Here is a 23,618-nt window from a genome sequence, read left to right as displayed (position 1 = left end):
AGCTAACTGACCATAGTGAGACGAAATGACAGAGATTATTAGCAATCTTGATGTGACAAAGTTGGTGATCGATCATCCAATAGGAGAAGATAATCCACCATTATTATTTCCTCATAGCGACGACCCAAGCCAAAAACCACTGACTCAGCGCCTATTACAACAGTCTGATTTCGATATCAGTTGGCAAGATAAGCTGACTGATACACAACTGGATATATTCGTTGATGATGGTTGGATCATTATTGATGAGGTTTTTGAAACGAAAGCGCTGTTAGCCTTGCAAGCAGAGAGTGGTTTTATTGACTATCGTGACGCAGAGCTGACGGCTGGGATTCGTGTCAGTGATATTCGCGGTGATCGCATCCGCTGGATTACAGAAAACTTCTTTGCTGGGTATTATTATTTGCAAAGTATCAATGCGCTTGCTGCCTTATTCAATCGCAGTTTATTTGCCGGTATTCGCCACAGTGAAGCGCATTATGCTTGCTATCCAGTGGGGTTTGGCTACCAATGGCATAGTGACAATCCAGCTGGGCGTGATGAACGCGTTATCTCTGCGGTGTTTTATCTCAATGATGAATGGGAACCAACTGACGGCGGCGCACTAGAAGTCATTGATAAACATGGCGTTCATCATAACGTCATGCCTGTCGCCAATAGATTGGTGATATTTGACAGTGACCTAAAACATCAAGTGCAAATTGCCCAGCGGCAGCGTTACTCTATCGCTACGTGGATGCGCCGTGATGGTTTGGTGCCTTTTGTTGAAGACAATATTTAAAACGCATTAGCAAGTAACGAGCAACGACTGCAAGCAACGACTGATTGTATTGTATCGTGGCTGCCAATCTTAAAAATTTATCATTTTAATTTATAATAAAAAGGTTTATTCATGTCGGACTTTAATAAACAAACCATCCATCAACAAGAAAACCATCAGCAGCAAACACTAGATTTAAGTATTGCGCTACTTGAACGTCCCTCCGTCACCCCAGATGATGACGGCTGTCAAGATATATTGTCAGAACGATTATCACAAGCTGGGTTTGACTGTGAGTTTATGTATTTTGGCGATAGAGATCAAAGCGGCGAACATGCAGAAGTCAAAAATCTATGGGCGCGCCGTGGCACCACTGATCCAGTCATTTGTTTTGCTGGTCATACCGACGTCGTGCCAACAGGTGATGAAAACAATTGGACTTATCCGCCATTTACGCCAACCATTGCAGACGGCTACCTATGGGCTCGCGGTGCGGCTGACATGAAAACGGGCATTGCGGCTTTTACCGTCGCTGCCGAGCGTTTCGTCGCGAATTATCCTGAGCACAATGGTTCGATTGCTTTTTTAATCACCTCAGATGAAGAAGGCCCGTCTATTAATGGCACAGTCAAAGTCATTGAAACCTTAGAAGCACGTCAAGAAAAAATCACTTATTGTCTTGTTGGCGAACCATCGAGCACGGATACGCTCGGCGATATCATTAAAAACGGTCGCCGCGGCTCATTGGGTGCGGAACTTACGGTCACTGGCAAACAAGGTCATGTTGCTTACCCGCATTTAGCTTGCAACCCTATTCATGCAACGATGGCAGCTTTGGCGGAACTGACTGCCGCTACTTGGGATAGTGGCAATGACTACTTCCCTGCGACTTCACTGCAAATCTCTAATATCAATAGCGGTACAGGCGCCACCAACGTTATTCCTGAGACGTTAAAAGTTATCTTCAACTTCCGCTTTTCTACGGAAACGACTGAAGATGAGCTGAAGGCAAAAACGCATGCTATCTTTGACAAACACTTTACTAATAGTAAGGCCAGTTATGATATCCATTGGAAATTATCTGGTCAGCCGTTTTTGACCCCTGAAGGTAAGTTGGTTTCTGCCTGTCAAAAAGCGATCAAAAAGGTAACCGATACTGATACGACACTATCTACATCAGGTGGTACTTCTGACGGACGCTTTATTGCGCCAACGGGTGCACAAGTCGTTGAGCTTGGTGTAAGAAATGCGACGATTCACCAAGTTGATGAAAAGGTAGAAGTCGATGACTTAGGCAAGCTTGCACAGATTTATGAAGAGATATTGGAAAATCTATTGTTAGATTAATTATCATTGATGGAGTCAAAAAAGCGCCAAGTCTGATAGCAGACTTGGCGCTTTTTTATTATTTTGACTAATTTATTCAATACTAATTTTACTCAATACCAATATAGAGATCAACTTGACCATTCTCTAGATTACCACCGATATAATGCTCAAAATCGACATCAAAAGTTCGGGTATGCTCACAGCTGCGATCATTAAAATAGGTCCAAGCCTTTTCCCAAGCATTCATCACCGTGTATGGCATTCTACCCTGCTCAGAGAATACCAAATACTTTCCTGCAGGAATATCTACTGTTACTAGGTTTGCAGCCTTAGACATATTTTCACTGTCTGATGGCTCTTGCTCGCTGGCTACTTTCCAACTGGCAACCACATCAAAAGCGCCGACCAAATCATCGCTCTCATAGTTATGATAGACACCATAGATGTCTTCACCTTTAGGCAGATCACTGGCATGGTTTTGATAAAATTTTTGCCATAAACGACCCAGTTTCGCCGTGTCTTCGCTAATCTCAGCGTTATTGGTCGTACGAACGCTAATACCTTTACAAGTTATAGCTTCAGGCAACTCTTTAATTTGTGACGTCATGATCTGTAAGTCCTATATATTTATTCAGTTTTCTATTTGAGATAGTATTAAAAATAGCGCTTCAGGGTATAAATCTAATCTGCTTCATCAATCCAATTCATCTGAATCGCTTCTAAGATGCCTTCGTTTGATTTTTGTGGATCATCATCAAAACCTTCAAGCTCAGTCACCCAGCGATGTAAATCAGTAAAACGAATGTACTGCGGATCGGTCTCTGGAAACTTCTCATACAGCTCAATAGCGATATCTAAGCTGTCTGTCCATTTTAATTTTTGCGGGGTCATGGTAGCTCCTTAACTTTTAATCATTTTTAGACACGTCATCAAATCAGTGGTCAATTTGACTGGTGATTTGATTGGCAACTTAATAACCGCTATCCTACCAAAATTCGCCCGCTGATTATAGACAAGTTCGTTATGCCGCACTTGTTGTTTTACTCGTTTCAGCAGACTTGGCAGATTTAATCGCCACTTGATGCTGATTCCAAGAATCAATGACCTCATTCAACCGCTCACCTATCATATCCAATATCTCTGGCGCACATTTGCCTTTTTTATTGGTCAATACAAACTTAGTCATACCAACGCCCATCAACTGGTTTTTTACAAAAAAGCGCGTTTCAAAATAAACGTATTTTTTATCCCAGCCAGCAAGCGTGCTATTTACCGTCATTTTATCTAAAAATTTAACTTCTTTCAGATAAACCATTTCTTGCATGGCGATAACCCAATTCAAGGGCTTAATACCTTTTTGATGACAGCATGCCATCAGCCAGCGAGTAATGTTTAGCTCAATAAAAGACAAATAACGATAATTAGGCAGATGGTTCCGAAAGCCCATATCATGCGGCAACACTCGATAATGACGAACCGTCGGTGCAATCAAGAGCTCAGTACTAAGGCGCTCGCTTATTGATTGCTGCTTAAGTTGTTGTTTTAGCAAACTGACCATAATAAAAAAACGTACCAACATATTCATAAATAACTCTCTTAACGCTTATTTTGTGTAAACTTATTGGGTATAAATTAGTGTATATAATATATAAACAGTGACGGGCTATAAATGCAGCGTACCTTAACGCAAAAAAGCCACCTAAGTGACTTTTTTATTTAAAAGCGGATATTTAAAAGCTTATATTTAGAAACTTATATTTAAAAACTAACTTTAAAGATTAATGACCTGCACCATTGATACTGCGAACCATCTCTTCCACCATTTTCTTAGCATCGCCAAAGATCATCATCGTCTTATCCATATAGAACAGACTGTTATCAAGCCCTGCATAACCCGTGTTCATCGAGCGCTTGATGACCATAACGGTTTGAGCTTTGGTCACTTCTAGAATCGGCATACCAAAGATTGGTGAGGTTGGATCATCTTTTGCAGAGGGGTTGACCACATCATTTGCACCGATTACCAAGACGACATCTGTACTCGCGAAGTCTGAGTTGATCTCATCCATCTCTAAAATATCATCATAAGGTACGTCCGCTTCAGCCAACAGTACGTTCATGTGACCTGGCATACGACCAGCGACTGGATGAATGGCAAAACGCACGTTCACGCCTTCTTCTTTTAGCAACTCATATAGCTCTTTTACCGCGTTCTGTGCACGACCTTGCGCCATGCCGTAACCCGGGACAATAACCACACTACTGGCATTGGCCATCAAGAAGCCGGCATCTTCTGCTGAACCAGCCTTGTAGTTCTTCGGTGCGCCATCATCAGCGCCTGCTGCCACAGCTCCTGTACCCATTCCGCCAAATAAGACGTTGAGTAATGAGCGGTTCATGGCTTTACACATGATATAAGATAAAATCGCGCCTGATGAACCGACGAGCGACCCTGCGATAATGAGCATTGAGTTGCCGAGGGTAAAACCAATGCCTGCCGCCGCCCAACCTGAGAAAGAGTTCAATAGCGAAACAACTACTGGCATATCACCGCCACCGATCGGCGCAATCCACATCCAACCAAATATCACGGCAATCACTGCCATCGCATAAAACGCTGGTAATGAGTCAGTGACGAAATACACGCCACCGAAAGCAATCATCGCAATGAATAGTAGCGCTTGGACAGGTTTTACCCAGCCGCCGACCAAGGTCTTCGCCCAGCTTTTCGCTGCCAATTTACCAAAGGCAAAGACCGAGGCTGAAAAGGTAATCGCACCGATGAAACAACCAATAAACAGCTCAACTCGCGCAACCGCGCCATGCTGTTGTTCCGTATGCAGTACCGTTGCCAATGCAATGGCGACCGCAGCTAAACCGACAAAGGAATGCATTAAAGCAACGGTTTCCGGCATTTGAGTCATTGCAACCGTCTTTGCCTTCCACATGCCGACGAGCGCACCCAAAATCATCGCACCGATAATTAACCAAAGGACAGGGCCTTCTGCTAAGAAGAATGTCGTGACGACCGCAATCGCCATCGCCACCATACCAAAGCGGTTACCACGGATAGCCGTCTTTGGGCTGGATAAACCACGTAAGGTTAAAACGAAAAGGATAGCGCCGACTAGGTAAAACCAGTCTGCATTTGCCGCAATCATTGTTGAGAAATCATTCATGCGTCACCTCCAACATCAGTGGTTGCTACTGGTGCTTTTTTTACTTTCGGTTTAAACATCGCAAGCATACGCTCAGTCACGGCAAAGCCACCGAAGATATTGATACTGGCTAAGAATACGGCAAAAGCGCCAAGGATACTGGTCGGTGTAAAGACAGAGCCGTCAATAGTGACGGTCTGTAGCATGGCACCGACGATGACGATACTCGATAGTGCGTTGGTGACAGCCATTAATGGTGTGTGCAATGCAGGCGTGACGCCCCAAACGACGTAATATCCGACAAAAATAGCGAGTACAAATACGGTAAAAATCGCTACAAATGGGGTGCTACTCATGGCCGCACCAGCTGGCGCTGCCGCTAAAATAGTGGCAATCATCTAATCCTCCTAAAAATTTATTCGTTACTGGCAAATGTGTAGTGAAAGGCAGTTAAAACTTAGCGTTTGGCTAGTCGTACCTGACTGTCATGTGTCACTGCCAGTGCGCCTTGAATCTCGTCTTCCATGTCTAATTTAAGTGCCAAATTAGCTGATGCGTTATCGCTAGCAGGCGCAATTAATGTGGTGATAAAGTTAACCAAATTGTTGGCATACAAATCTGAAGACTGCGCGGCGAGCATCGATGGGATATTGGCAGCACCAACGATACGTACACCGTTGTCTGTAGTGATGGTTTCGTTAGGCACGCTGCCTTCGACGTTGCCACCTGTACCAGCAGCCATATCGATCAATACGGAACCCGCCTTCATTTTAGCAAGGGTTGCGCCGTGCACCAGACGAGGAGCGTTACGACCAGGAATCTGCGCAGTAGTAATCACGATATCCGCGTTGCTCAAGGCTTTATCTACAACAGCAGCTTGATCTTTGACATATTGCTCAGATGGTGTCCACGCATAGCCACCTGTAGATTTGGCTGTTTCGGCCTCCTCTGCACTCATCGGTACATCCAGCCATTTACCACCGAGTGACTCTACTTGCTCGCGAGCGGTCGGACGTAAATCACTGGCTTCTACCACTGCGCCCAAACGCTTGGCTGTCGCAATCGCTTGCAAGCCAGCAACCCCAACGCCTAAGATGACCACTTTAGCAGGCTTAACCGTACCAGCTGAGGTCATAAACATTGGGAAAGGACGCGAGTATTCATTGGCCGCTAGCAATACTGCTTTATAACCGGCAAGGTTGGCTTGCGATGACAAGACATCCATATTCTGTGCGCGTGACAAGGTACGTGGCAATAACTCCATTGCAAAGGCAGTGACACCTTTGGTCGCATAAGTGTCAAGCTGAGTATTACGATATGGGTCAAGCATGCCAATGACAATCTGACCTGACGTTAAGCCTTCAATAGCTGCAGCAGGTAAGTCATTGACGGTAGTAATAATTCGAGACTGTGTGATTACCTCGGCGCTGCTGCTGGCAATGTCGGCACCCGCCGCTTGATACAACTCATCAGCATAATATGCTGCTTGACCTGCACCTGACTGTATGACGACTTCAAACCCAAGCTTACGCAATTTTTTGACTGCGTCTGGGGTTATCGCTACACGGCTCTCGCTCGCGATATCTGCACTGATTACACCGATTTTCATACCGTCTCCTTACTTACGTCTAATGACTATACTTACGTCTCACGACTACCTTTAACACCCTCAACGCACATTTAAAAAGCACAGGGGACAAAAAAACCTTTGGTCATGGTTGGTTCAACATCATGACCAAAGATTATCAATTTAATAAATGATAGCGTCTTTGCCATCATACCTTTTTATTATAGAGACATCATCTGCCAACTTTCATTGCCTAATGATGACCCACAAGTAAAATAAAAAGTTAGGCATTTACACCATCTGCATAACTTTTATTGTTATATTAAAAATTTTTCCTTTTCAATTAAACGCTAGACTTGACAAACTATCGGCTTATGTCAATCAAATATCTGTCCTTTTTAAGGATAACGTTAAAAAACACGAAATAACAACGGGTAGGTCAAGATACATTGCTGCTTATCGTATAATAAGAAAACTTAATACATAAATAGACTACCCATTGACTCACTATAATAAGGAATGACGATGTATTTTTTACTTTCCCCTGCCAAATCTTTAAATGAGAAAGACGCGGTGCCAGTGAACTTAGACAAATATTATAGTCAGCCAGAGCTCATCGAACATGCGCAAGCATTGATGAAAAACTTAAAATCGAAAGAACCGATTGATTTACAAGAACTGATGGGCATCTCTGATGATTTGGCACAGCTCAATGCCAAGCGCAATCAAGAGTGGCGTTGGAGCAACGATAAGCCATTTACTTTAGACAATGCCAAACCTGCAGGTTATTTATTCGATGGCGATGTTTACACTGGACTTGATATGTATCATATGGATAAAGACACCGCCATTTATGTCAATAAGCATCTGGGTATCTTGTCTGGATTATATGGCGTATTGAAACCGCTCGATTTAATCCAACCCTATCGTTTAGAGATGGGTACCAAACTGAAAAATGAACGTGGCGATAACCTTTATGAGTTTTGGGGCGAGGAAGTAACTGTCATTATTAATGCACGTATGGCAGATAGTGATGATAAGATTTTGATTAATCTGGCGTCAAATGAATATTTCAAAGTGGTCAAGAAGAAAGCGCTGAATGCGGAAGTTATCACACCACGATTTGAAGATGAAAAGAATGGTCAATACAAAGTGATTAGCTTCTATGCCAAAAAAGCACGCGGACTGATGGTGAAGTATGCTGCTGATAATAAGCTAACCAATGCTGAGCAGCTAAAGCAGTTTGATTTGGCGGGATATTATTACTGTGAAGAGGCTTCTGATGATAAAACGTGGACGTTTAGACGGGATGCAGCCAGTCAGTAGTTTTAAAAAAATATCTAATTTGTATAAATAAACCCCGATAAGCTGAGCCTATCGGGGTTTTTCGACAGAATATTATCACCAGTTGCCGTAAAGATTCTTAATGATTATACGGTAAAACGCAATTTATCTCTTGAAACATCAAGCACGACAGTTTGATCATATACGTTATAGGTATGGAGACGATCGATATCGTTTTCCCAATTGGGTTCGATATAACGCACAAAGGTTTCTTTGTAAGATGTCGGTGTCAACTCTTCTACCAGATACAAAGCCACTCTACGTCCATACCTAATAGTGCCATCTTGAGCCGTACGAAACAGCTGACCATTTTTTCGGAATAATGCACCTGCTAATCGTGATCCACGCACATCAATTTTTAAAGGCGCCGAGGGATGAATGCTCCAGTTATCTGACTCCAACTTATCAGACGTATAAATATGCAATTCTAAATCCATCGTAAGGACTGAAATTGAACCATGCGTGGTAAAAAGATACCATAAGCCATTGTGCTCAATAACGGCACTATCTGCTGCCTGAACCCCAGACACCAACTCATGAACTTTTTCCCACTTCTGCGGAAAATCCGTCGCTTTTAATAGGTTAATACAATTGGTCTTGGCGGCTTCTGGAATCATATATACAGCGTTTTCATGCTCGAATACATTAGGAAAGCTTAAATGAGAGCTAATACCTAAATCGACTGTTCCAGAATTGATAACTTGATAGTGCTCATCCAGTTCTATCCACTCTATGCGGCCGATACCTTCTTTATAATTTAAGCTCTCAAAAAATATATAACGCCTTGAATCTCGCTCAATATAAAAAGGGTCAGCCCAAAAACATCCTTTTTCAGGCAATAGCTCAGTGTATGTTTGCATCGACTGATCAATAGAACCAATCAAAATACTCCAGTTATTGTGATAAAGACTCTTATAGAAAGTCTTTATCGTATAGTTTTTAAAAAAACTCATCAAATGCCGTATGGCAGTCAGTTGTTGGGGTTCTTCATAAATTGCATCGTTAAGCATTAAATTCGTCGAATCTCCACTTTTGACGCCAATTTTATTTTTATGGAAATACCAATACAATATCGATGCTGCGACACTATTTAATTTATGCTCGGTTAAATTATAGTCCCAGTAAAATAAAGAGCCATACCCTCTCCCAACGACTTTATCACCATTAAGACGCTCATTTAACAGATGTAGCGTGACTACGCTATTCTCCCATTGTTCGGCAAACTGCCAATACAATGCTGATCCGCGTCTTTGTTTGGTTTCATCGCCGTAACGAAATAAGAGAATACCTTTTTTTGAAACACTCAGAATTCTCCCTGCTAAGGTTCGAAAACCAAATTTGACCAGATAATCTAGATTGGCGGCTTCAAGTTTCTCAATCACTGAATCCTCAATCTCATCATAAATTTTATCCTGATTTACTATTGATATTACGATGGGCATCGTACCATTAGCCACCAAGTCATGAATAGAATAACGCTTGGTATTACTCTTATTTCGAGAAAGAAAAGAAAATAACTTTTGATTAATGGAAGGAATAACTTTGGATAGACGAGACATGTGAGACGCTTGTTTTTTATCTCGTTGGACAGCAATACAAACCTCAACCTTGCCTTCATCGACGAGAGATTTTAATGGTTTGAACTTATACCATGGCAATGTTTCCTCTTCTACCAGAATCCCAAGCCTAATTTTTTTCATCATCATCACCTTGAATTGCACAAGAGTTTTTGGCTGGGCCAGCCATAACACGTGCTCAATTGTCCTTTGATAAAGTATCAGTCCATTGATTATATTTATTAATTACATTTAAATAATAACATATATAAAAAAACTTTATATATTCAATACTTTTGATAATGTCAGATCGATTTTGTTGATCTAATTGGTATTTTACTTGTTGAAGTTTTTAGAAATACATCAAAGATCATGAGTAAATAATAGATAGAGTGTCACCACTGAGTCTGGGAAATAGCAACGCTCTCACTATGTCTGTCAATTGGCAACCTTCCCAAGCATAAAACACTTATCCAGCACTATCGAATGAATGTATATAAAACCGTGATTACCTCATATACCAATGAGTAGCGCTATAAAAATTAGGCAAAAAAAAGCCCTGCTATCTTCCGATAACAGAGCTTCTAATGATTAAATAAACTTTATAACAAAATCATACTTCTAGCGAAAAGCGCTTTATGGATTGACTAAAGCAGTACGACTAGGCGACCAAGTGAAGATTGTACTAATAGTACATCGAGCGAGGTTAACAACGTCGTACAAATTTAGTCGAGGCATAAATTACATCATGCCGCCCATTCCACCCATACCGCCCATTCCACCAGCACCGCCCATGCCAGCCATACCGTCATCACCTTGTGGCAAATCAGTAATCATGACTTCGGTCGTTAGCATTAAGCCAGCTACAGATGCTGCATTTTCTAGCGCTGAACGAGCTACTTTAGCTGGATCAAGAATACCCATCTCTAGCATATCGCCGTATTCGCTAGAAGCTGCGTTGTAACCGTAGTTACCGCTGCCACTCTTCACTTCGTTGACTACCACTGATGCTTCTTCGCCAGCGTTGGTAACGATTTGACGTAATGGTGCTTCCATTGCGCGACGTAAGATATTGATACCCGCGTTTTGGTCATCGTTATCGCCACGTAGCTCAGACAATGCATTCATTGCACGAACTAAGGCAACACCGCCGCCAGGTACAACGCCTTCTTCAACCGCTGCACGAGTCGCATGTAGCGCATCGTCAACACGATCTTTCTTCTCTTTCATTTCAGTTTCAGTCGCAGCGCCAACTTTGATAACGGCAACGCCGCCAGCAAGTTTAGCCATACGCTCTTGAAGCTTTTCTTTGTCGTAGTCAGACGTTGATTCTTCAACTTGACGTTTGATAGATTCAACACGGTTTTCGATATCAGCAGAGTTACCAGCGCCATCAACGATCACGGTATTTTCTTTACCGACAGTGACTTTCTTAGCTGTACCAAGTTGCTCAAGAGTAGCAGTCTCTAAACTTAGACCAATCTCTTCAGAGATTACTGTACCGCCAGTTAGGGTAGCGATGTCTTCTAACATAGCTTTACGACGATCGCCGAAACCTGGTGCTTTTACGGCACAAGTTTTCAAGCCGCCACGCATGTTGTTGACAACCAATGTTGCCAATGCTTCGTTTTCTACGTCTTCAGCGATGATAAGCAATGGTTTGCTTTGCTGCATGACTTGCTCAAGTAATGGTACGATTTCACGAATATTGCTGATTTTTTTATCAACCAACAAGATATATGGGTTTTCAAATTCAGCAGTTAAGCTGTCTTGCTTGTTTGCAAAGTACGGGCTGATATAACCACGGTCAAACTGCATACCTTCGACAACTTCTAAGGTATCTTCGAAGCTTGAACCTTCTTCAACGGTGATAACGCCTTGCTTACCGACTTTTTCCATCGCTTGAGCAATTAGCTCACCGATTTTGGTGTCTGAGTTGGCAGAGATAGAACCCACTTGAGCAATCGCTTTTGAATCGTCAGCTGGTGTAGCCAACAAATGAATTTGCTCAACCGCTGCGCGAACCGCTTTATCGATACCGCGTTTTAGATCCATTGGGTTCATGCCAGCAGCAACTGACTTCATGCCTTCTTGCAAGATAGATTGCGCCAATACGGTCGCAGTCGTCGTACCATCACCAGCAACATCATTTGTGCGGCTAGCCACTTCACGGACTAACTGAGCGCCCATGTTTTCGAATTTGTTTTCAAGCTCGATTTCTTTGGCAACCGAAACACCATCTTTAGTGATGGTAGGCGCGCCAAATGATTTATCGATAACTACGTTACGACCTTTAGGGCCTAGGGTTACGCGTACGGCGTTTGCTAGAACGTTTACACCGTCCATCATTTGTTTACGGGCATCAATGCCGAATTTTACGTCTTTTGCCATGTTAAATTACTCCACTATTATAAGTATGAGAATGCTATTAAATGTTTCAATTATTTTTAAATAATGTTGTCAAAATGCGCTGAGTATAAAAATACTCAAAAAGGACTAGCCTTCTAACACACCCAATACATCAGATTCTTTCATAATCAATAGTTCTTCGCCGTCAACTTTCACGGTTTGACCAGCATATTGACCGAACAAGACTTTGTCGCCAGTTTTTACATCTAACGCGCGAGTTTCGCCGTTGTCACGAATCTGACCGTTACCAGTTGCTAGCACTTCACCTTGTGAAGGTTTTTCTTGAGCAGAACCAGGAAGCAAGATACCACCAGCCGTTTTTGTTTCTTCTTCTATGCGGCGGACAACGATGCGATCATGTAAAGGACGAATATTCATCAATATGTCTCCAATAATTTGGTTATTTGCAGTAAGGGTTTATTTGAATTAATGGTCTCAATACCAATATCTATAGGCGTTACTGCCTAAAACAGCATTCTAAAGATAAGCTTTGAGCTTGTATCAAAAAGTGGGGGCAAAGTGAGTTAGCTTCAAGTGTAAAGCCCAAAAATTTACAAGAATTTTGCATATCGTGGATTATTTAGTTGGTAAGGACGTTTATGAAAAGTCATTTGATTGGATTGCACCGTGTTAAAGGCCTTAGCAAGATTTTAAAAGCAGCCATATGAATGCTAAATTTCAGTACCGATAAGTTACCGCATATCATTTACAACTGACCGATTAACTTACTCCTGCTTACTCAAGTTACAGCAAGTGACGCCTGATGATATCGCGCTCGAAGTCAGCAACCTTGACTACAATAGCAACACCACAGGGACAGCTGGCACTCTTGAAAAGATAGCAGGACATGACCATTATAGTCCTTGAGAAAATAACAATAGTTATAAGCAATGCCATAAATAGCGATTAAGGAATGTCCATGAGTTTTTTATCAAACGATCAAAAGTCATTAACAACCGATACTAATAATACTAAACGTAGCAAGTCTAAGTTTTTAACCGCCCTAACCACTGGGGCCAGTATTGCTACGATTGGAACGATAAGTATGACTGCACCAACCCTTGCCAGCGCAAAGAATATCGAACCTTCAAGCGCCAACTACAGCTTTACCGTTGAGGACAAATATAAAGGCACGGCTACTCGCACGCTTAACAAATCAGGTAATACTTGGAAATATAATGTCAATGCTCGGGTGGCAGGTGTTGCAAGTGCTTCGCAAAACAGCACTTTTACCATCAACGGTAATAATGTCATTCCGACTCAAGCCAGCACCACTTATAAGCTATTAGGCGTTGGTCGTACGCACAAATTAGACTTTAATCCAAGCAGTAAAAAGGTGGTGAGTAACTATAAAGGCAAATCGACGACCATGAACATGGCACAACAAGCTTTTGATGATTTAAGTTTGGAAGTGCAAATTCGCCAAGATTTATTGAACGGTAAATTCTCTGGTAACTATTACATGGCGAAAAAAGACAAAATAGAGAAAACCCCTTTCAAAAAATCTGGTAACACCAAGATTACCGTTCCAGCTGGCACATTTGATACCGTACGTGTCGACCGTATCCACGATGACAATAGTCGTTCTACCAGTTTTTGGCTCGCACCAAGCTTAGATTACCTACCAGTAAAAGTTAGCCAAATTAATGATGGCAAAAAGATGGATTTAGAATTAACCAAAGTAAATTAAGCTTTTTATTAAATAAGCAGAAATAACATAGAAAAAGCGGCGCTCTAAATAGAGCGCCGCTTTTTTTGTCTTAAACTTCGCTAAATCAACTAACGCGGCTGCTTAACGACGTTGTTCATTGAAGGAAGACGCTTTAGTAGAATAAATAACCAAATATTGATGGCCAGTAATAAAACAAAATCAAGCAGATAAACCACTATCTCTGCCCAGCTGCTGCCGTAAACGCGGGTAAACAGCACCACACCACTCGCCCCCAAATAAACCAAGGTAAGCATACTGCCTATCAATAGCACATATGGCGAACGACCACGTAGTATCGCGGGCGTCAAAATAAATGCTGGCACTAGCCATAATGCTTGCCAGGCGATACCGCCAATGATATCAGGACTACTGGGATTAAAAACATTGATAAAAACAGGTAGCCCAAGCAGTCTATAAACCAACCAAATCAGCCAAGTCACCATCAAGCGCTGACGAATGGGCGTAATCGGCTTTTTAAGCTTAGCAGGTTTGGCAGATTTTTTGGCTGGTGCGCTTATCTCACTATCGGAGCGGTTTGTGACCATTAGATATATTTACTTCCTAATTAATAGCGTTATATAAGACCTTGCATGCTATAAAAATCCGCTTAGCGAGTCCAGTTAGCTTGCGCCAATGCAGTAGCACTAATAGCCAAGCGGCGACCTTGGGCGATAGCCAACTCGCGCTCATCAGCTGAGACAGGTTGATCATGCAACGCCCCACTCACGTGGCTGGCACCATAAGGCGAGCCACCACGATGAGTACGATTAAGCGCAGGCTCAGCATAAGGCACACCAACAAGGATCATGCCGTGATGCATCAACGGCAACATCATGGTCAGCAATGTCGTCTCTTGACCGCCGTGCATCGAGCCGGTCGCAGTAAATACAGCAGCAGGTTTGTTCTGTAAATTACCTGCCAGCCAAATAGTGACCGTATTGTCCCAAAAATATTTCATGGGTGCAGCCATATTACCGAAGTGCGTCGGGCTACCAAGCGCCAAACCCATACAGTCTTTTAGATCGTCCATAGTGCAATACAAGTCACCTTCATCAGGTATCGCAGGCTTGCTCGATGTGGTCTCGGGTGCAACCGTTGGTACAGTACGGATACGGGCTGTCATACCAGCATCCTCAATACCTTGAGCGATAGCATAAGCCAATGTCTTAGTCGTACCGTAATTTGAATAATAGAGCACCAAAACATAAGGGGCGGTCTGACTCATTAGCAATACTTCCTCATAAAACCATTAATGTTATTGTTGATTCTAATCACCTACAACAGCTTCTATATAGCCACATCTTAAGCATAAAGCTTTGCTTATTACATAGCTATACGCAACCTGTGACAGATAGCCTAAATGCAGGTATATATTATGCCCCAGTCATTCACTGACATGCAAACAGCCTTGGTACACATTGTCGCTAATAACCTGCTAGAGAGGTTGCTGCTGTGCATTTTGACACAATTAAACCGCAGATGGTAACAGCATATCTTTGTTACACTACTGTCACTCAAACACCTGCTAAATGGTCGATATGGAAAATTTATCAAAAAAAATCCCGTTTTTACATCAACGCTGGTTTCAATTTTTACGATTCTTGACTCGGCACTTTTTTGAAGACAATTGCCAGCAAAAAGCGGCATCGCTGACCTACACGACTATGTTGTCAATTGTACCCGTCCTAACCGTCTTATTGATGATCCTATCTTCTGTACCAGCACTTGCATCCGTTAGAGCACAGATATATGAAGTGATTTATAGTAACTTGCTACCACAATCAAGCATGCAGGTCAGTGAGTACATCAATAGCTTTGCTGAAAAATCCTCAAATCTAACCATCATTGGGGCGATGGTGTTATTTTTTACGACCATTATGACGTTAACAACCATCGAGCGCGCATTTAACCAAATCTGGCGGGTAGAAAATCGCTCTGGCGGTATGAAAAGTATGCTGCGCTACTGGACCATCGTCACGTTAGGACCGTTAGTACTGGGTACGGCATTTCTTGCTTCAAGCGCGGTACAAAGTTTGAGTTTTTTAAATCGACAAATTGCTGGTTATGGCATTGACTGGTCTTTTTGGGTACAAGCCGTATCCATTGGTATCACTGTCGCAGGCTTTATTGGTATGTACTGGTTCATTCCAAAAGCCCGCGTACCCGCAAAAAATGCAGCCATTGCTGGTCTCTTCGTCGCTATCGTATTCGAGCTGATGAAGCACCTGTTTGGTACAGTAATGGCAAACTTCACCAGTTATGAAGCGATTTACGGGGCTTTTGCGGCACTGCCCATCTTCTTATTATGGATATATTTGTCTTGGAATTTAATTCTATTAGGTGTTGAGATTAGCTATACCTTGACGATTTTTGAGACTGAAGAGGTCTATCCACGCCACCCTCTCCTAAGTTTGCTCGATATGCTAAACCTCGTTTATACCCACCATTTAAAAGGCGAAGCGGTAAGCGAACAAGCGCTACGTAATGTGCTAGGACGCAAAGAGCTACCGAAATGGTATACCTATATTAATTATCTGCAAGACAGCAATTTAATCACCATGACTGAAGATAATGATTATGTGCTCAAGAGAGATTTGAGCAAAATGACGTTATGGGATTTTTATCGCACCCTACCTTACCCCTTGCCTATCAAAGATGAGCTAGATGAGATGGGGCCAGAGGATCAAAAACCTTGGCTTAGCTTGCTAGTCAACCGTTTTGAGAATACGGAAGCTTATGCCAAGCAACAGTTAGATCTACCGTTAAATGCTATTTTTGCCAATAGTGAGCCACGTAAAAAAGCTGATTCTAATGGAAAAGGCATCAAAGGCGGTCAATCAAATTTATTTAGAAAAACCTCGGCGACCACTGCAGCATTAGACAAGAATGCACCGATCAAAGACACCCCACACTTTGACCCAATAGCTTATGATAAAGACAGTGATATTGAATGCGATGAGCAGGATAATGAGATTCTTATCCCTAAAGATTTGAATGACTCTCAAATTAAAACCAATGGTAATCTCTTTAATTATAAAGGCGATATCATTACTGAATCAGATAATCCAAAGACGAATTAAGAAAAGCATTAGTAATGAATGAAGTATATTGAATAATAAAAATTAGTTTTCACTAGAGGTTATAATAGAACTTATTATTATACATCGAACAAAAGTCGTACGAGATGCTAACACAGCTGTTATATTGCCTTAAACTTTATTAGGGCAATAACTTGAAAAATACAATAGCATTCCCAGTAACAGCGCTAAGCATTTGTGTCGTATCCATTATGCTTTCTGCTTGTGGTGAAGGTGATGGCAGCACATCATCACTTGTACCACCAACCATTAATCTACCAGTAGAAACGCCGCCTGTTAAACCACCAGCAACGAGTCTTCCTGCTACGCCAATTGGGCCAAGTACTCCTATTAAGCCGCCAGCAACGAGCATTCCTGCTACGCCACTTGAACCAAGTACGCCTATTAAGCCACCAATAACGAGTATTCCTGCTACGCCACTCGAACCAAGTACGCCTATTAAGCCACCAATAACGAGTATTCCTGCTACGCCACTTGAACCAAGTACGCCTATTAAGCCACCAACAACGAGTATTCCTGCTACGCCACTTGTGCCAGCTACGCCTATTAAGCCACCAGCAACGAGTATTCCTGCTACGCCTATTAAGCCGCCAGTAACGAGTATTCCTGCTACGCCGCTTGAGCCAAGTACGCCTGTTAAACCACCGGTAACGAGTATTCCTGCTACGCCGCTTGAGCCTAGCACGCCTGTTAAACCACCAGTAACGAGTATTCCTGCTACGCCACTTGAACCAAGTACGCCTATTAAATATCCAGAACCAAAAAAGGATATTGCTGATTTTTATTTATTAGGGTTTTTTGACCACGATGGTAGAGCGGGAGAAATTCGTGCTATTCGTCCAGACTTGGTTGGCGATTTTCAAGCGATGATACAGTTTGGGCAGAATCATACCGTTGATCCACAGGGTAACGAAGCAAAAAACATGCCGCGCCTGACGGCAGAAAAAGAGGCGCTATTATTGGTGACGCCTACGCTTGAAATGGGTGATATTAATAAATTAGCGGCTGAAATTTACAAAGACGGGGTTTTATTACGAACTATCAATTTAGCCGATCCGACTCAAATCCCAGACACGGATCAGACTAACACTGACCAACGTCCTCGCGTTGCTTACAGTAAGCGCGCATGGTCAACCAAACTCAACTGGGATGAGGTACAAGGTGGTCTCAAAATTCGCATTGTGGATGACCAAAATCGTAGCGGTGAATTGTCAGAAGATAACATAGATTTTGCCGCCCCTGGTGAGTTGGTATTGACCAATATCCGTCTGGGCATGTTAACGGATGCACCTCAATCTTGGGGTCATTATATGCTACGCGATCCAGAAAGAGCAGGTTCAGACTACTTCCAGACCATTCCAGCAGCACAAATGACCGTTGCTAGCTATGATGACATGAAGCTCGAACGAGTAATGGTCGCCAATGGCACTATTTATGACTCAGTCAGTGACTCAAATGATGCTGGCGTTTATGCTGGTGATATGCGCGAAAACACCGCGAAATCAACCTTTGGTGTTGGCATTAATTTAGCCAATTGGGGCGTCACCAGTGCGTCAATGCAAAGTCAAGAGCAACCGCAATTGACCCAGAACGTCAATGCGCATCACGCTCGCGGTAAATATAAGAATGGTGAATATAACCACGGCTTAAGCGGCGGTAATGGTATGTTGACCCTAATCGACTCTCAAGGTAATGAGTTCAGCCACGAAATCGGTCATCATTATGGCTTGGGTCATTATCCTGGTGAACAGAACGGCGATTTCTTTTGGGCCGAGCATCATGCCAATAGTGGCTGGGGCTATAATGGCGTCAGAAACAAAATGCGCAGCAACTTAGACTGGCCACGACAGGTCGAGGGTGATGGTCTCACTGGTAAACCTCTTTTCTTAGCCACCTATGGCTATGGTCGCGATGCGATGTCTGGTGGATCACAGAGTGGCGCTTATTCAAACTATACTCACTATACGGGTTATAGTACAAAAATTAAGATCCAGCCAGCATTTGATAAAGCAGTATTTGACGCTGACTCACCAACTGGCTATAAGAAATGGAATGCTGAGCTTAGAAAGATGGAAGTCATCCAACCTAAAGTGTGGAAAGAATCCAAAAACGTTTGGTACAACAGTACCGACGGTAATTACTTAAAACCACGTTTGCAGGGCGTGCCAGTATTTACCATTTTAGGCGGTTATGACCCTGTCGCGCAAAAGGGTATTATTTATCCAGAAGCACGTGGTAACTGGGGCAACGTCTTTGAGTTACCGACACCGAATAACTCACTTGAATCAACAAGCTGCTGGTTAAGCGTTACTTATAGTAATAACACGATTAATGATATTGCGTTGGCTCCTAATCGAATGACCAGTAACGCCAATAAGTTCCATGTTAATTTAGCGATTGCAGACAACCCGAAAAAAGTAGATTTGTACTGTAAAAAGGTCAATGAAGCACAAGTACAGCTCTCAACCATTGATATTCGTCAATATAGTGATGCGATTAAACCCGCGGTTACCTTTGGTAAAGAACAGGGCTATACGGCACTAAGAAAGGTAGAATTGCCAACCTTAGAGCAGAAACTTCTTGCTCAAACAGAAAATTCGACTATTAGTTTAGACGCCAACGGTCAGTTATTATATGATTCTTACAAAGAGTATCGTGATGAGCTTAGCCCTTTAGCACTCCAAACATTAGAGCGTTATGAGAAGCAGCAAGAAACTCTAAATCGTCTAAACCGTTGGGTCAATGTCTATCGTACGGATTTAATCAAAAAAGAGCCTGAAGCACTTACCGAATTTCAAAAGTTTGTTGTAGATTTAGAGCTACAAGATGACAAACCTTTAGATAATATGACTACTATCCGTAATGGCAACAACTGCCTTAAAGTTGAAACTCTAGAAGGTGGTAAGTTAAATAGCTTTATTAGTGGTCCAAGTGGCTGTACTGGTGACGACTCTGAACAGTGGATTTACGATCTTAAAGGTAAAATTCATAGCAAAATGGCATTAGATCAGTGTTTAACGGAACAAGGTTCTTGGGTGGTTTTAGGCGCTTGTAGCTTGGACTCGCCAGCGCAAGTTTGGGAGATGAACGGTGCCGACCAAATCAAACAAGGTGGCAAATGCTTTGATTTGCGTACTGGTAATTTAGTAGATAATCGCGGAAGCTTAATTACTTACAATTGTAGTGGTGGCTGGAATCAAAAGTGGGCGACGCTGACTAAAAACCCAAGCTTTATCTTAGCAACCGCTGGTAACAATCTACCGTTAATCGTAGATAGTCTGCAAAAACAGCCAGTATCGACGGATGATATGCAAACGCGCTCATTAAGTATGGACAGTAAAGAAGAGCCTTCAGTATTAGCAAAACTAAGCACTGCGGTAAGCACTTGGATTGACAATCTAGTCAATTAACAAAACAATCCATCATGCTAAAAATAAGCTCCTATGATAGGGGCTTATTTTTTACTAAATTTTTAATCTTTGTGGCTTATATGGTAAGGTAATTTACTCTTAAGAGGTTTTATTAGCCAAATAAAATCCTGGCTTAGTAATAAAAAATGGGTCGCTTTTTAGGTCATTTGTGGAGCATATAATATTGAATAGACACCCTGAAAGTGGCTGGTTTAACTCTGCATTGCTGACAATAACGCACAGACTAAAGCAGTTTGCCCAGTTATGGTCGCTACAGACACTGACCGATATGCCTGATCGACTAAGAAACCTATGGCAGCAGCTTATTGGCTCTTATTGGTTTATCCCAACGGCGTGCGTCATTGTAGGTATATTGCTTGCGCCTTTATTGGTCACTATCGATCAACACTTTGACCGCGAAACAGTCCGAGAGATTATCTTTGCTTTTACCGGTGACGACGATGCGGCGCGCGCTATCATGACAGCGATTGCAGGTGCAGTATTAGGCGTAGCAGGCACGACCTTTTCCATTACAATCGCCGTGCTGTCGATGGCCTCTTCGCAATTTGGCCCACGGCTATTGCGCAATTTTTTGACAGATACGCCTAACCAGTTTGTATTGGGGGCGTTCATTGGCACGTTTAGTTATAGTTTATTGGTGTTAAAATCCATCCATAAATATGACGTGGCTTTTGGTGTGCCACAGCTTGCAGTGACTTTTGCGATTATCATGGCAATTATATGTGCGCTGTTGCTGGTGTACTTTGTACAGCATATGGTACATGCCATTCAAGCTTCCCATGTGATTCAAAACGCCAGCAATGATGCGATTAATAATATTCACTATTGGTATCGTGATCATTGCGATATCCAGCATCAACGCGATATAGAACATCATGATATTGAACAGTTTCATCATTGGTCAGCGATGCCTATTTATCCACCAAGCTCAGGTTATGTCCAACAATTTTACCTTGAGTCACTGATTACACTGACACAAGACTATGGCGGCGTGGTGCAAATGCGTATTAATCTTGGTGATTATGTCACTGACAAAAACGTCATCGGCTACTTTTACCAGCGTCCAGCAGATCATCCAAACAATCAACAGAAAACAGCGACGCCATCTTTAGCTGTTGTACCGCGTGCCCCTGACGGAATTTTTTGGCAACGCTTTGCAGGCTGTATACGTATCGAACAACGATTGACTCATTCTAACGATATTGCTTATAGCTTGGGACAAATGACTGAAATCGCCGTCCGTGCCTTATCGCCTGGTATCAATGATCCAAAAACAGCGGTCAACTGCGTACAGTCACTGACCAGTTGCTTAAGTATTATGATGCGTCGTCAGCCACCCAGCCCCTATCATTTTTATACACCGGCACAAAAGGATGATTCATCGAAAGCCGAAGTTAAACAGCGACGCTTGGCGATATTAGCCATAGTTACTCATACTCCCAAAATATCTGATTTTATCAATACATCACTAGGCGAGATACGTCGGTATGCAGCAGCAGATTTGATGGTCTTAAAAGCGCTATGTCAGGCGATGGTCAATCTAAGTTATGCTCGCGTAAATAACGCACAGCAGCAAACCCTATTGCATGAGATAAAACTGATTGAGCGCGCAGGAGAAGAAAACCTAAGCTATCAAGAGCTGGTAGATGACTTGAGCGCGATGTGCCAACAAGCCCAACAATTTATACTTAGCAACGATGCTCGTCATCAGTATTTTAACTATGTTAGCGCGTTTGATGCCCATATTCGCCAAGCATTACAAACGCAATCAAAATAAAAAGACAAACGATAACTAAACTAAAATCAAACCTATTTAGTGTTTGTAAGCGCTAAGCTTATGACAATTTTAAACTCACTTGAGAATTTTTTCATGGCCCCTACCAGTAGCCTAACCATACTTGAAATCAGCGCGATATTCTTATCAATCACAGCCCTATTAACTTACGTTAACCATCGTTTTATTGGTCTACCGACCACGATTGGCGTGATGGTTATCTCCATTTTATTATCTATTGGCGCCATATTTTTGGGCTTTTTGGGCTTTGATCAGCTCATTGATTATGAAGTAAGCTTATTAGAGCAGCTTGATTTTACCGAAGTCTTATTAGATGGCATGCTCTCTATGCTGTTATTTGCAGGGGCGCTGCACGTCAATATCAGCGATTTAAAACGTTATAAACTGCCTATTGGTATCCTTGCTTGCGTCGGCACCATCGTCTCTGCGATGCTTATCGCCACGGCGCTTTATTTTATGCTGCCGCTGCTTGGTTTCGGTTTGCCGTTTCTTTGGTGTTTGCTATTCGGTGCTCTAATATCACCGACCGATCCCATTGCCGTAATGGGTATTTTGGCATCGGCTGGCGCGCCAAAAAGTATAGAAACGGTCATCGCGGGCGAGTCTTTATTTAATGATGGTATCGGCGTTGTCATCTTTGTATTGCTGCTAGGGATTTTATCCAGTGGTGATATCCCAACCGCCAATTATGTGGCGCATACTCTAGCGGTTGAAGCTGGTGGCGGCATTATTTTTGGCTTAGTACTTGGGGCGATTTTGTATTACATGCTGAAAAGTATCGATAGCTATCAAGAAGAAGTGTTATTAACGCTTGCTGGTGTGATAGGTGGTTATGCACTCGCCAGCCATTGGCATTTATCAGGACCACTCGCCATGGTGATGATGGGATTAATGGTTGGTAATCGCGGACGAGCATTGGCGATGAGCGATAAAACGCGGCATTATATTGATTTATTTTGGGAATTAATCGATGAAATTCTCAATGCTATTTTATTCGTACTCATTGGTTTAGAAGTAGTGATGATTGCTTATTCGGGTAATTTATTTATCGCCGCTGGCTTGACGATTGTCATTGCCCTAGTTGCGCGTTTTATCGTTGTAGGTATGACGACCAAAACCTTTCATCGTCAGCTCGATTTACCGACTGGTGCATGGAAAGTGCTGACATGGGGCGGATTACGTGGTGGTATTTCGGTTGCTTTAGTATTGCAGCTGCCGCTGGGAACCGAACGCGATATCTTGTTGGCACTCACTTATGCAGTGGTGATATTCTCTATCTTGGTGCAAGGTTTGAGTATTGGCAAAGTCGCCAAAAGCATTCGCACTGATAAGAGTACAGCAAAGCCATAATTTGTAACCAGTTTTAAGCCAATCGTTTTAGCAAAAAAAAGCCAGCATAAGATACTATCTTACGCTGGCTTTTTCATACACATTCAGTTTTTTTGATAGGCACTATAATA

At 42.5% G+C, this 23,618-nt stretch carries 19 protein-coding genes; 8 read left to right on the top strand and 11 right to left on the bottom strand.

Features of this window, described 5'->3' with window-relative positions; translation table 11 throughout:
• Positions 1–25 precede the first annotated feature (25 nt).
• Together JMW85_RS03940 and dapE are read left to right on the top strand one after the other, a co-directional pair.
• A complete protein-coding gene (locus tag JMW85_RS03940) occupies positions 26–781 on the top strand; it encodes a 2OG-Fe(II) oxygenase (RefSeq protein ID WP_201581001.1) in 756 nt (251 codons plus the stop codon).
• 111 nt (positions 782–892) lie between these two features.
• Positions 893–2,107: a succinyl-diaminopimelate desuccinylase gene (dapE, locus tag JMW85_RS03935; protein WP_201581000.1), complete on the top strand. Its 1,215-nt coding sequence runs from the start codon at positions 893–895 to the stop codon at positions 2,105–2,107.
• An 88-nt stretch (positions 2,108–2,195) separates the two neighbouring features.
• Here the strand turns inward: dapE and JMW85_RS03930 are convergent, their stop codons facing one another.
• The 6 genes from JMW85_RS03930 to JMW85_RS03905 form a co-directional block, all read right to left on the bottom strand.
• Positions 2,196–2,696: a GyrI-like domain-containing protein gene (locus tag JMW85_RS03930; protein WP_201580999.1), complete on the bottom strand. Its 501-nt coding sequence runs from the start codon at positions 2,694–2,696 to the stop codon at positions 2,196–2,198.
• Between the two features lie 74 nt (positions 2,697–2,770).
• Entirely contained in the window at positions 2,771–2,980 is a 210-nt protein-coding gene (iscX, locus tag JMW85_RS03925) for a Fe-S cluster assembly protein IscX (RefSeq protein ID WP_021812734.1), read from the bottom strand.
• A 130-nt stretch (positions 2,981–3,110) separates the two neighbouring features.
• Entirely contained in the window at positions 3,111–3,674 is a 564-nt protein-coding gene (locus JMW85_RS03920) for an acyl-CoA thioesterase (RefSeq protein WP_201580998.1), read from the bottom strand.
• A 193-nt stretch (positions 3,675–3,867) separates the two neighbouring features.
• A complete protein-coding gene (locus tag JMW85_RS03915; protein WP_055125296.1) occupies positions 3,868–5,268 on the bottom strand; it encodes an NAD(P)(+) transhydrogenase (Re/Si-specific) subunit beta in 1,401 nt (466 codons plus the stop codon).
• On the bottom strand, positions 5,265–5,603 hold the full coding sequence (locus tag JMW85_RS03910) for a proton-translocating transhydrogenase family protein (protein WP_201540922.1): 339 nt from the start codon (positions 5,601–5,603) through the stop codon (positions 5,265–5,267). Before JMW85_RS03910 ends, JMW85_RS03915 begins: the two co-directional genes overlap by 4 nt.
• A 101-nt stretch (positions 5,604–5,704) precedes the next feature.
• On the bottom strand, positions 5,705–6,856 hold the full coding sequence (locus tag JMW85_RS03905) for a Re/Si-specific NAD(P)(+) transhydrogenase subunit alpha (protein ID WP_201580997.1): 1,152 nt from the start codon (positions 6,854–6,856) through the stop codon (positions 5,705–5,707).
• 483 nt (positions 6,857–7,339) lie between these two features.
• Between JMW85_RS03905 and yaaA the strand changes: the two genes are divergently transcribed.
• Positions 7,340–8,140, top strand: a complete 801-nt coding sequence (gene yaaA, locus JMW85_RS03900; protein WP_201580996.1) for a peroxide stress protein YaaA — start codon at positions 7,340–7,342, stop codon at positions 8,138–8,140.
• Positions 8,141–8,244: 104 nt separating this feature from the next.
• On the opposite strand, the gene JMW85_RS03895 is transcribed toward yaaA, so the two are convergent.
• From JMW85_RS03895 to JMW85_RS03885, 3 genes are all read right to left on the bottom strand, one after another.
• On the bottom strand, positions 8,245–9,909 hold the full coding sequence (locus JMW85_RS03895) for a glucosamine inositolphosphorylceramide transferase family protein (RefSeq protein ID WP_201580995.1): 1,665 nt from the start codon (positions 9,907–9,909) through the stop codon (positions 8,245–8,247).
• A gap of 546 nt (positions 9,910–10,455) precedes the next feature.
• On the bottom strand, positions 10,456–12,105 hold the full coding sequence (gene groL / locus JMW85_RS03890; RefSeq protein ID WP_045456067.1) for a chaperonin GroEL: 1,650 nt from the start codon (positions 12,103–12,105) through the stop codon (positions 10,456–10,458).
• A 105-nt stretch (positions 12,106–12,210) separates the two neighbouring features.
• Positions 12,211–12,504 carry a co-chaperone GroES gene (locus tag JMW85_RS03885; RefSeq protein WP_041757514.1) on the bottom strand — a complete coding sequence of 98 codons (294 nt, stop codon included), beginning with the start codon at positions 12,502–12,504 and terminating at the stop codon, positions 12,211–12,213.
• 538 nt (positions 12,505–13,042) lie between these two features.
• On the opposite strand from JMW85_RS03885, the gene JMW85_RS03880 reads away from it, so the two are divergent.
• The gene (locus JMW85_RS03880) at positions 13,043–13,813 is read left to right on the top strand and encodes a DUF3108 domain-containing protein (RefSeq protein WP_201580994.1); all 771 of its coding nucleotides are present in this window, start codon (positions 13,043–13,045) and stop codon (positions 13,811–13,813) included.
• Between the two features lie 89 nt (positions 13,814–13,902).
• Here JMW85_RS03880 and JMW85_RS03875 read toward each other — a convergent pair whose 3' ends face one another.
• Together JMW85_RS03875 and wrbA are read right to left on the bottom strand one after the other, a co-directional pair.
• Complete coding sequence (locus JMW85_RS03875) at positions 13,903–14,379, bottom strand: hypothetical protein (protein WP_201580993.1); 477 nt, start codon at positions 14,377–14,379, stop codon at positions 13,903–13,905.
• Between the two features lie 62 nt (positions 14,380–14,441).
• Complete coding sequence (gene wrbA / locus JMW85_RS03870; protein ID WP_060490546.1) at positions 14,442–15,059, bottom strand: NAD(P)H:quinone oxidoreductase; 618 nt, start codon at positions 15,057–15,059, stop codon at positions 14,442–14,444.
• Between the two features lie 313 nt (positions 15,060–15,372).
• Here wrbA and JMW85_RS03865 point away from each other — a divergent pair, with 313 nt between their 5' ends.
• The 4 genes from JMW85_RS03865 (at position 15,373) to JMW85_RS03850 (ending at position 23,508) form a co-directional block, all read left to right on the top strand.
• Complete coding sequence (locus tag JMW85_RS03865) at positions 15,373–16,914, top strand: YihY family inner membrane protein (protein ID WP_201580992.1); 1,542 nt, start codon at positions 15,373–15,375, stop codon at positions 16,912–16,914.
• A 152-nt stretch (positions 16,915–17,066) separates the two neighbouring features.
• Positions 17,067–20,342, top strand: coding sequence for a M66 family metalloprotease (locus JMW85_RS03860; protein WP_307783095.1), 3,276 nt, complete (start codon positions 17,067–17,069; stop codon positions 20,340–20,342).
• Positions 20,343–20,526: 184 nt separating this feature from the next.
• Positions 20,527–22,140, top strand: coding sequence for a DUF2254 domain-containing protein (locus JMW85_RS03855; RefSeq protein WP_227681654.1), 1,614 nt, complete (start codon positions 20,527–20,529; stop codon positions 22,138–22,140).
• 93 nt (positions 22,141–22,233) lie between these two features.
• Positions 22,234–23,508, top strand: coding sequence for a cation:proton antiporter (locus tag JMW85_RS03850; protein WP_087814710.1), 1,275 nt, complete (start codon positions 22,234–22,236; stop codon positions 23,506–23,508).
• Positions 23,509–23,618: the final 110 nt, after the last annotated feature.

The sequence above is a fragment of the Psychrobacter glacincola genome, assembly GCF_904846075.1.
Lineage (GTDB): Bacteria > Pseudomonadota > Gammaproteobacteria > Pseudomonadales > Moraxellaceae > Psychrobacter > Psychrobacter glacincola_C.
The sequence above is the reverse complement of the archived record's forward strand: the minus strand, read 5'-3'. Positions and strand labels throughout refer to the sequence as shown.

Coding starts and splice junctions, on each gene's coding strand:
- JMW85_RS03940 (WP_201581001.1), top strand. CDS start 26: ATGACAGAGATTATTAGCAATCTTGATGTGACAAAGTTGGTGATCGAT.
- dapE (WP_201581000.1), top strand. CDS start 893: ATGTCGGACTTTAATAAACAAACCATCCATCAACAAGAAAACCATCAG.
- JMW85_RS03930 (WP_201580999.1), bottom strand. CDS start 2,696: ATGACGTCACAAATTAAAGAGTTGCCTGAAGCTATAACTTGTAAAGGT.
- iscX (WP_021812734.1), bottom strand. CDS start 2,980: ATGACCCCGCAAAAATTAAAATGGACAGACAGCTTAGATATCGCTATT.
- JMW85_RS03920 (WP_201580998.1), bottom strand. CDS start 3,674: ATGAATATGTTGGTACGTTTTTTTATTATGGTCAGTTTGCTAAAACAA.
- JMW85_RS03915 (WP_055125296.1), bottom strand. CDS start 5,268: ATGAATGATTTCTCAACAATGATTGCGGCAAATGCAGACTGGTTTTAC.
- JMW85_RS03910 (WP_201540922.1), bottom strand. CDS start 5,603: ATGAGTAGCACCCCATTTGTAGCGATTTTTACCGTATTTGTACTCGCT.
- JMW85_RS03905 (WP_201580997.1), bottom strand. CDS start 6,856: ATGAAAATCGGTGTAATCAGTGCAGATATCGCGAGCGAGAGCCGTGTA.
- yaaA (WP_201580996.1), top strand. CDS start 7,340: ATGTATTTTTTACTTTCCCCTGCCAAATCTTTAAATGAGAAAGACGCG.
- groL (WP_045456067.1), bottom strand. CDS start 12,105: ATGGCAAAAGACGTAAAATTCGGCATTGATGCCCGTAAACAAATGATG.
- JMW85_RS03880 (WP_201580994.1), top strand. CDS start 13,043: ATGAGTTTTTTATCAAACGATCAAAAGTCATTAACAACCGATACTAAT.
- JMW85_RS03875 (WP_201580993.1), bottom strand. CDS start 14,379: ATGGTCACAAACCGCTCCGATAGTGAGATAAGCGCACCAGCCAAAAAA.
- wrbA (WP_060490546.1), bottom strand. CDS start 15,059: ATGAGTCAGACCGCCCCTTATGTTTTGGTGCTCTATTATTCAAATTAC.
- JMW85_RS03865 (WP_201580992.1), top strand. CDS start 15,373: ATGGAAAATTTATCAAAAAAAATCCCGTTTTTACATCAACGCTGGTTT.
- JMW85_RS03850 (WP_087814710.1), top strand. CDS start 22,234: ATGGCCCCTACCAGTAGCCTAACCATACTTGAAATCAGCGCGATATTC.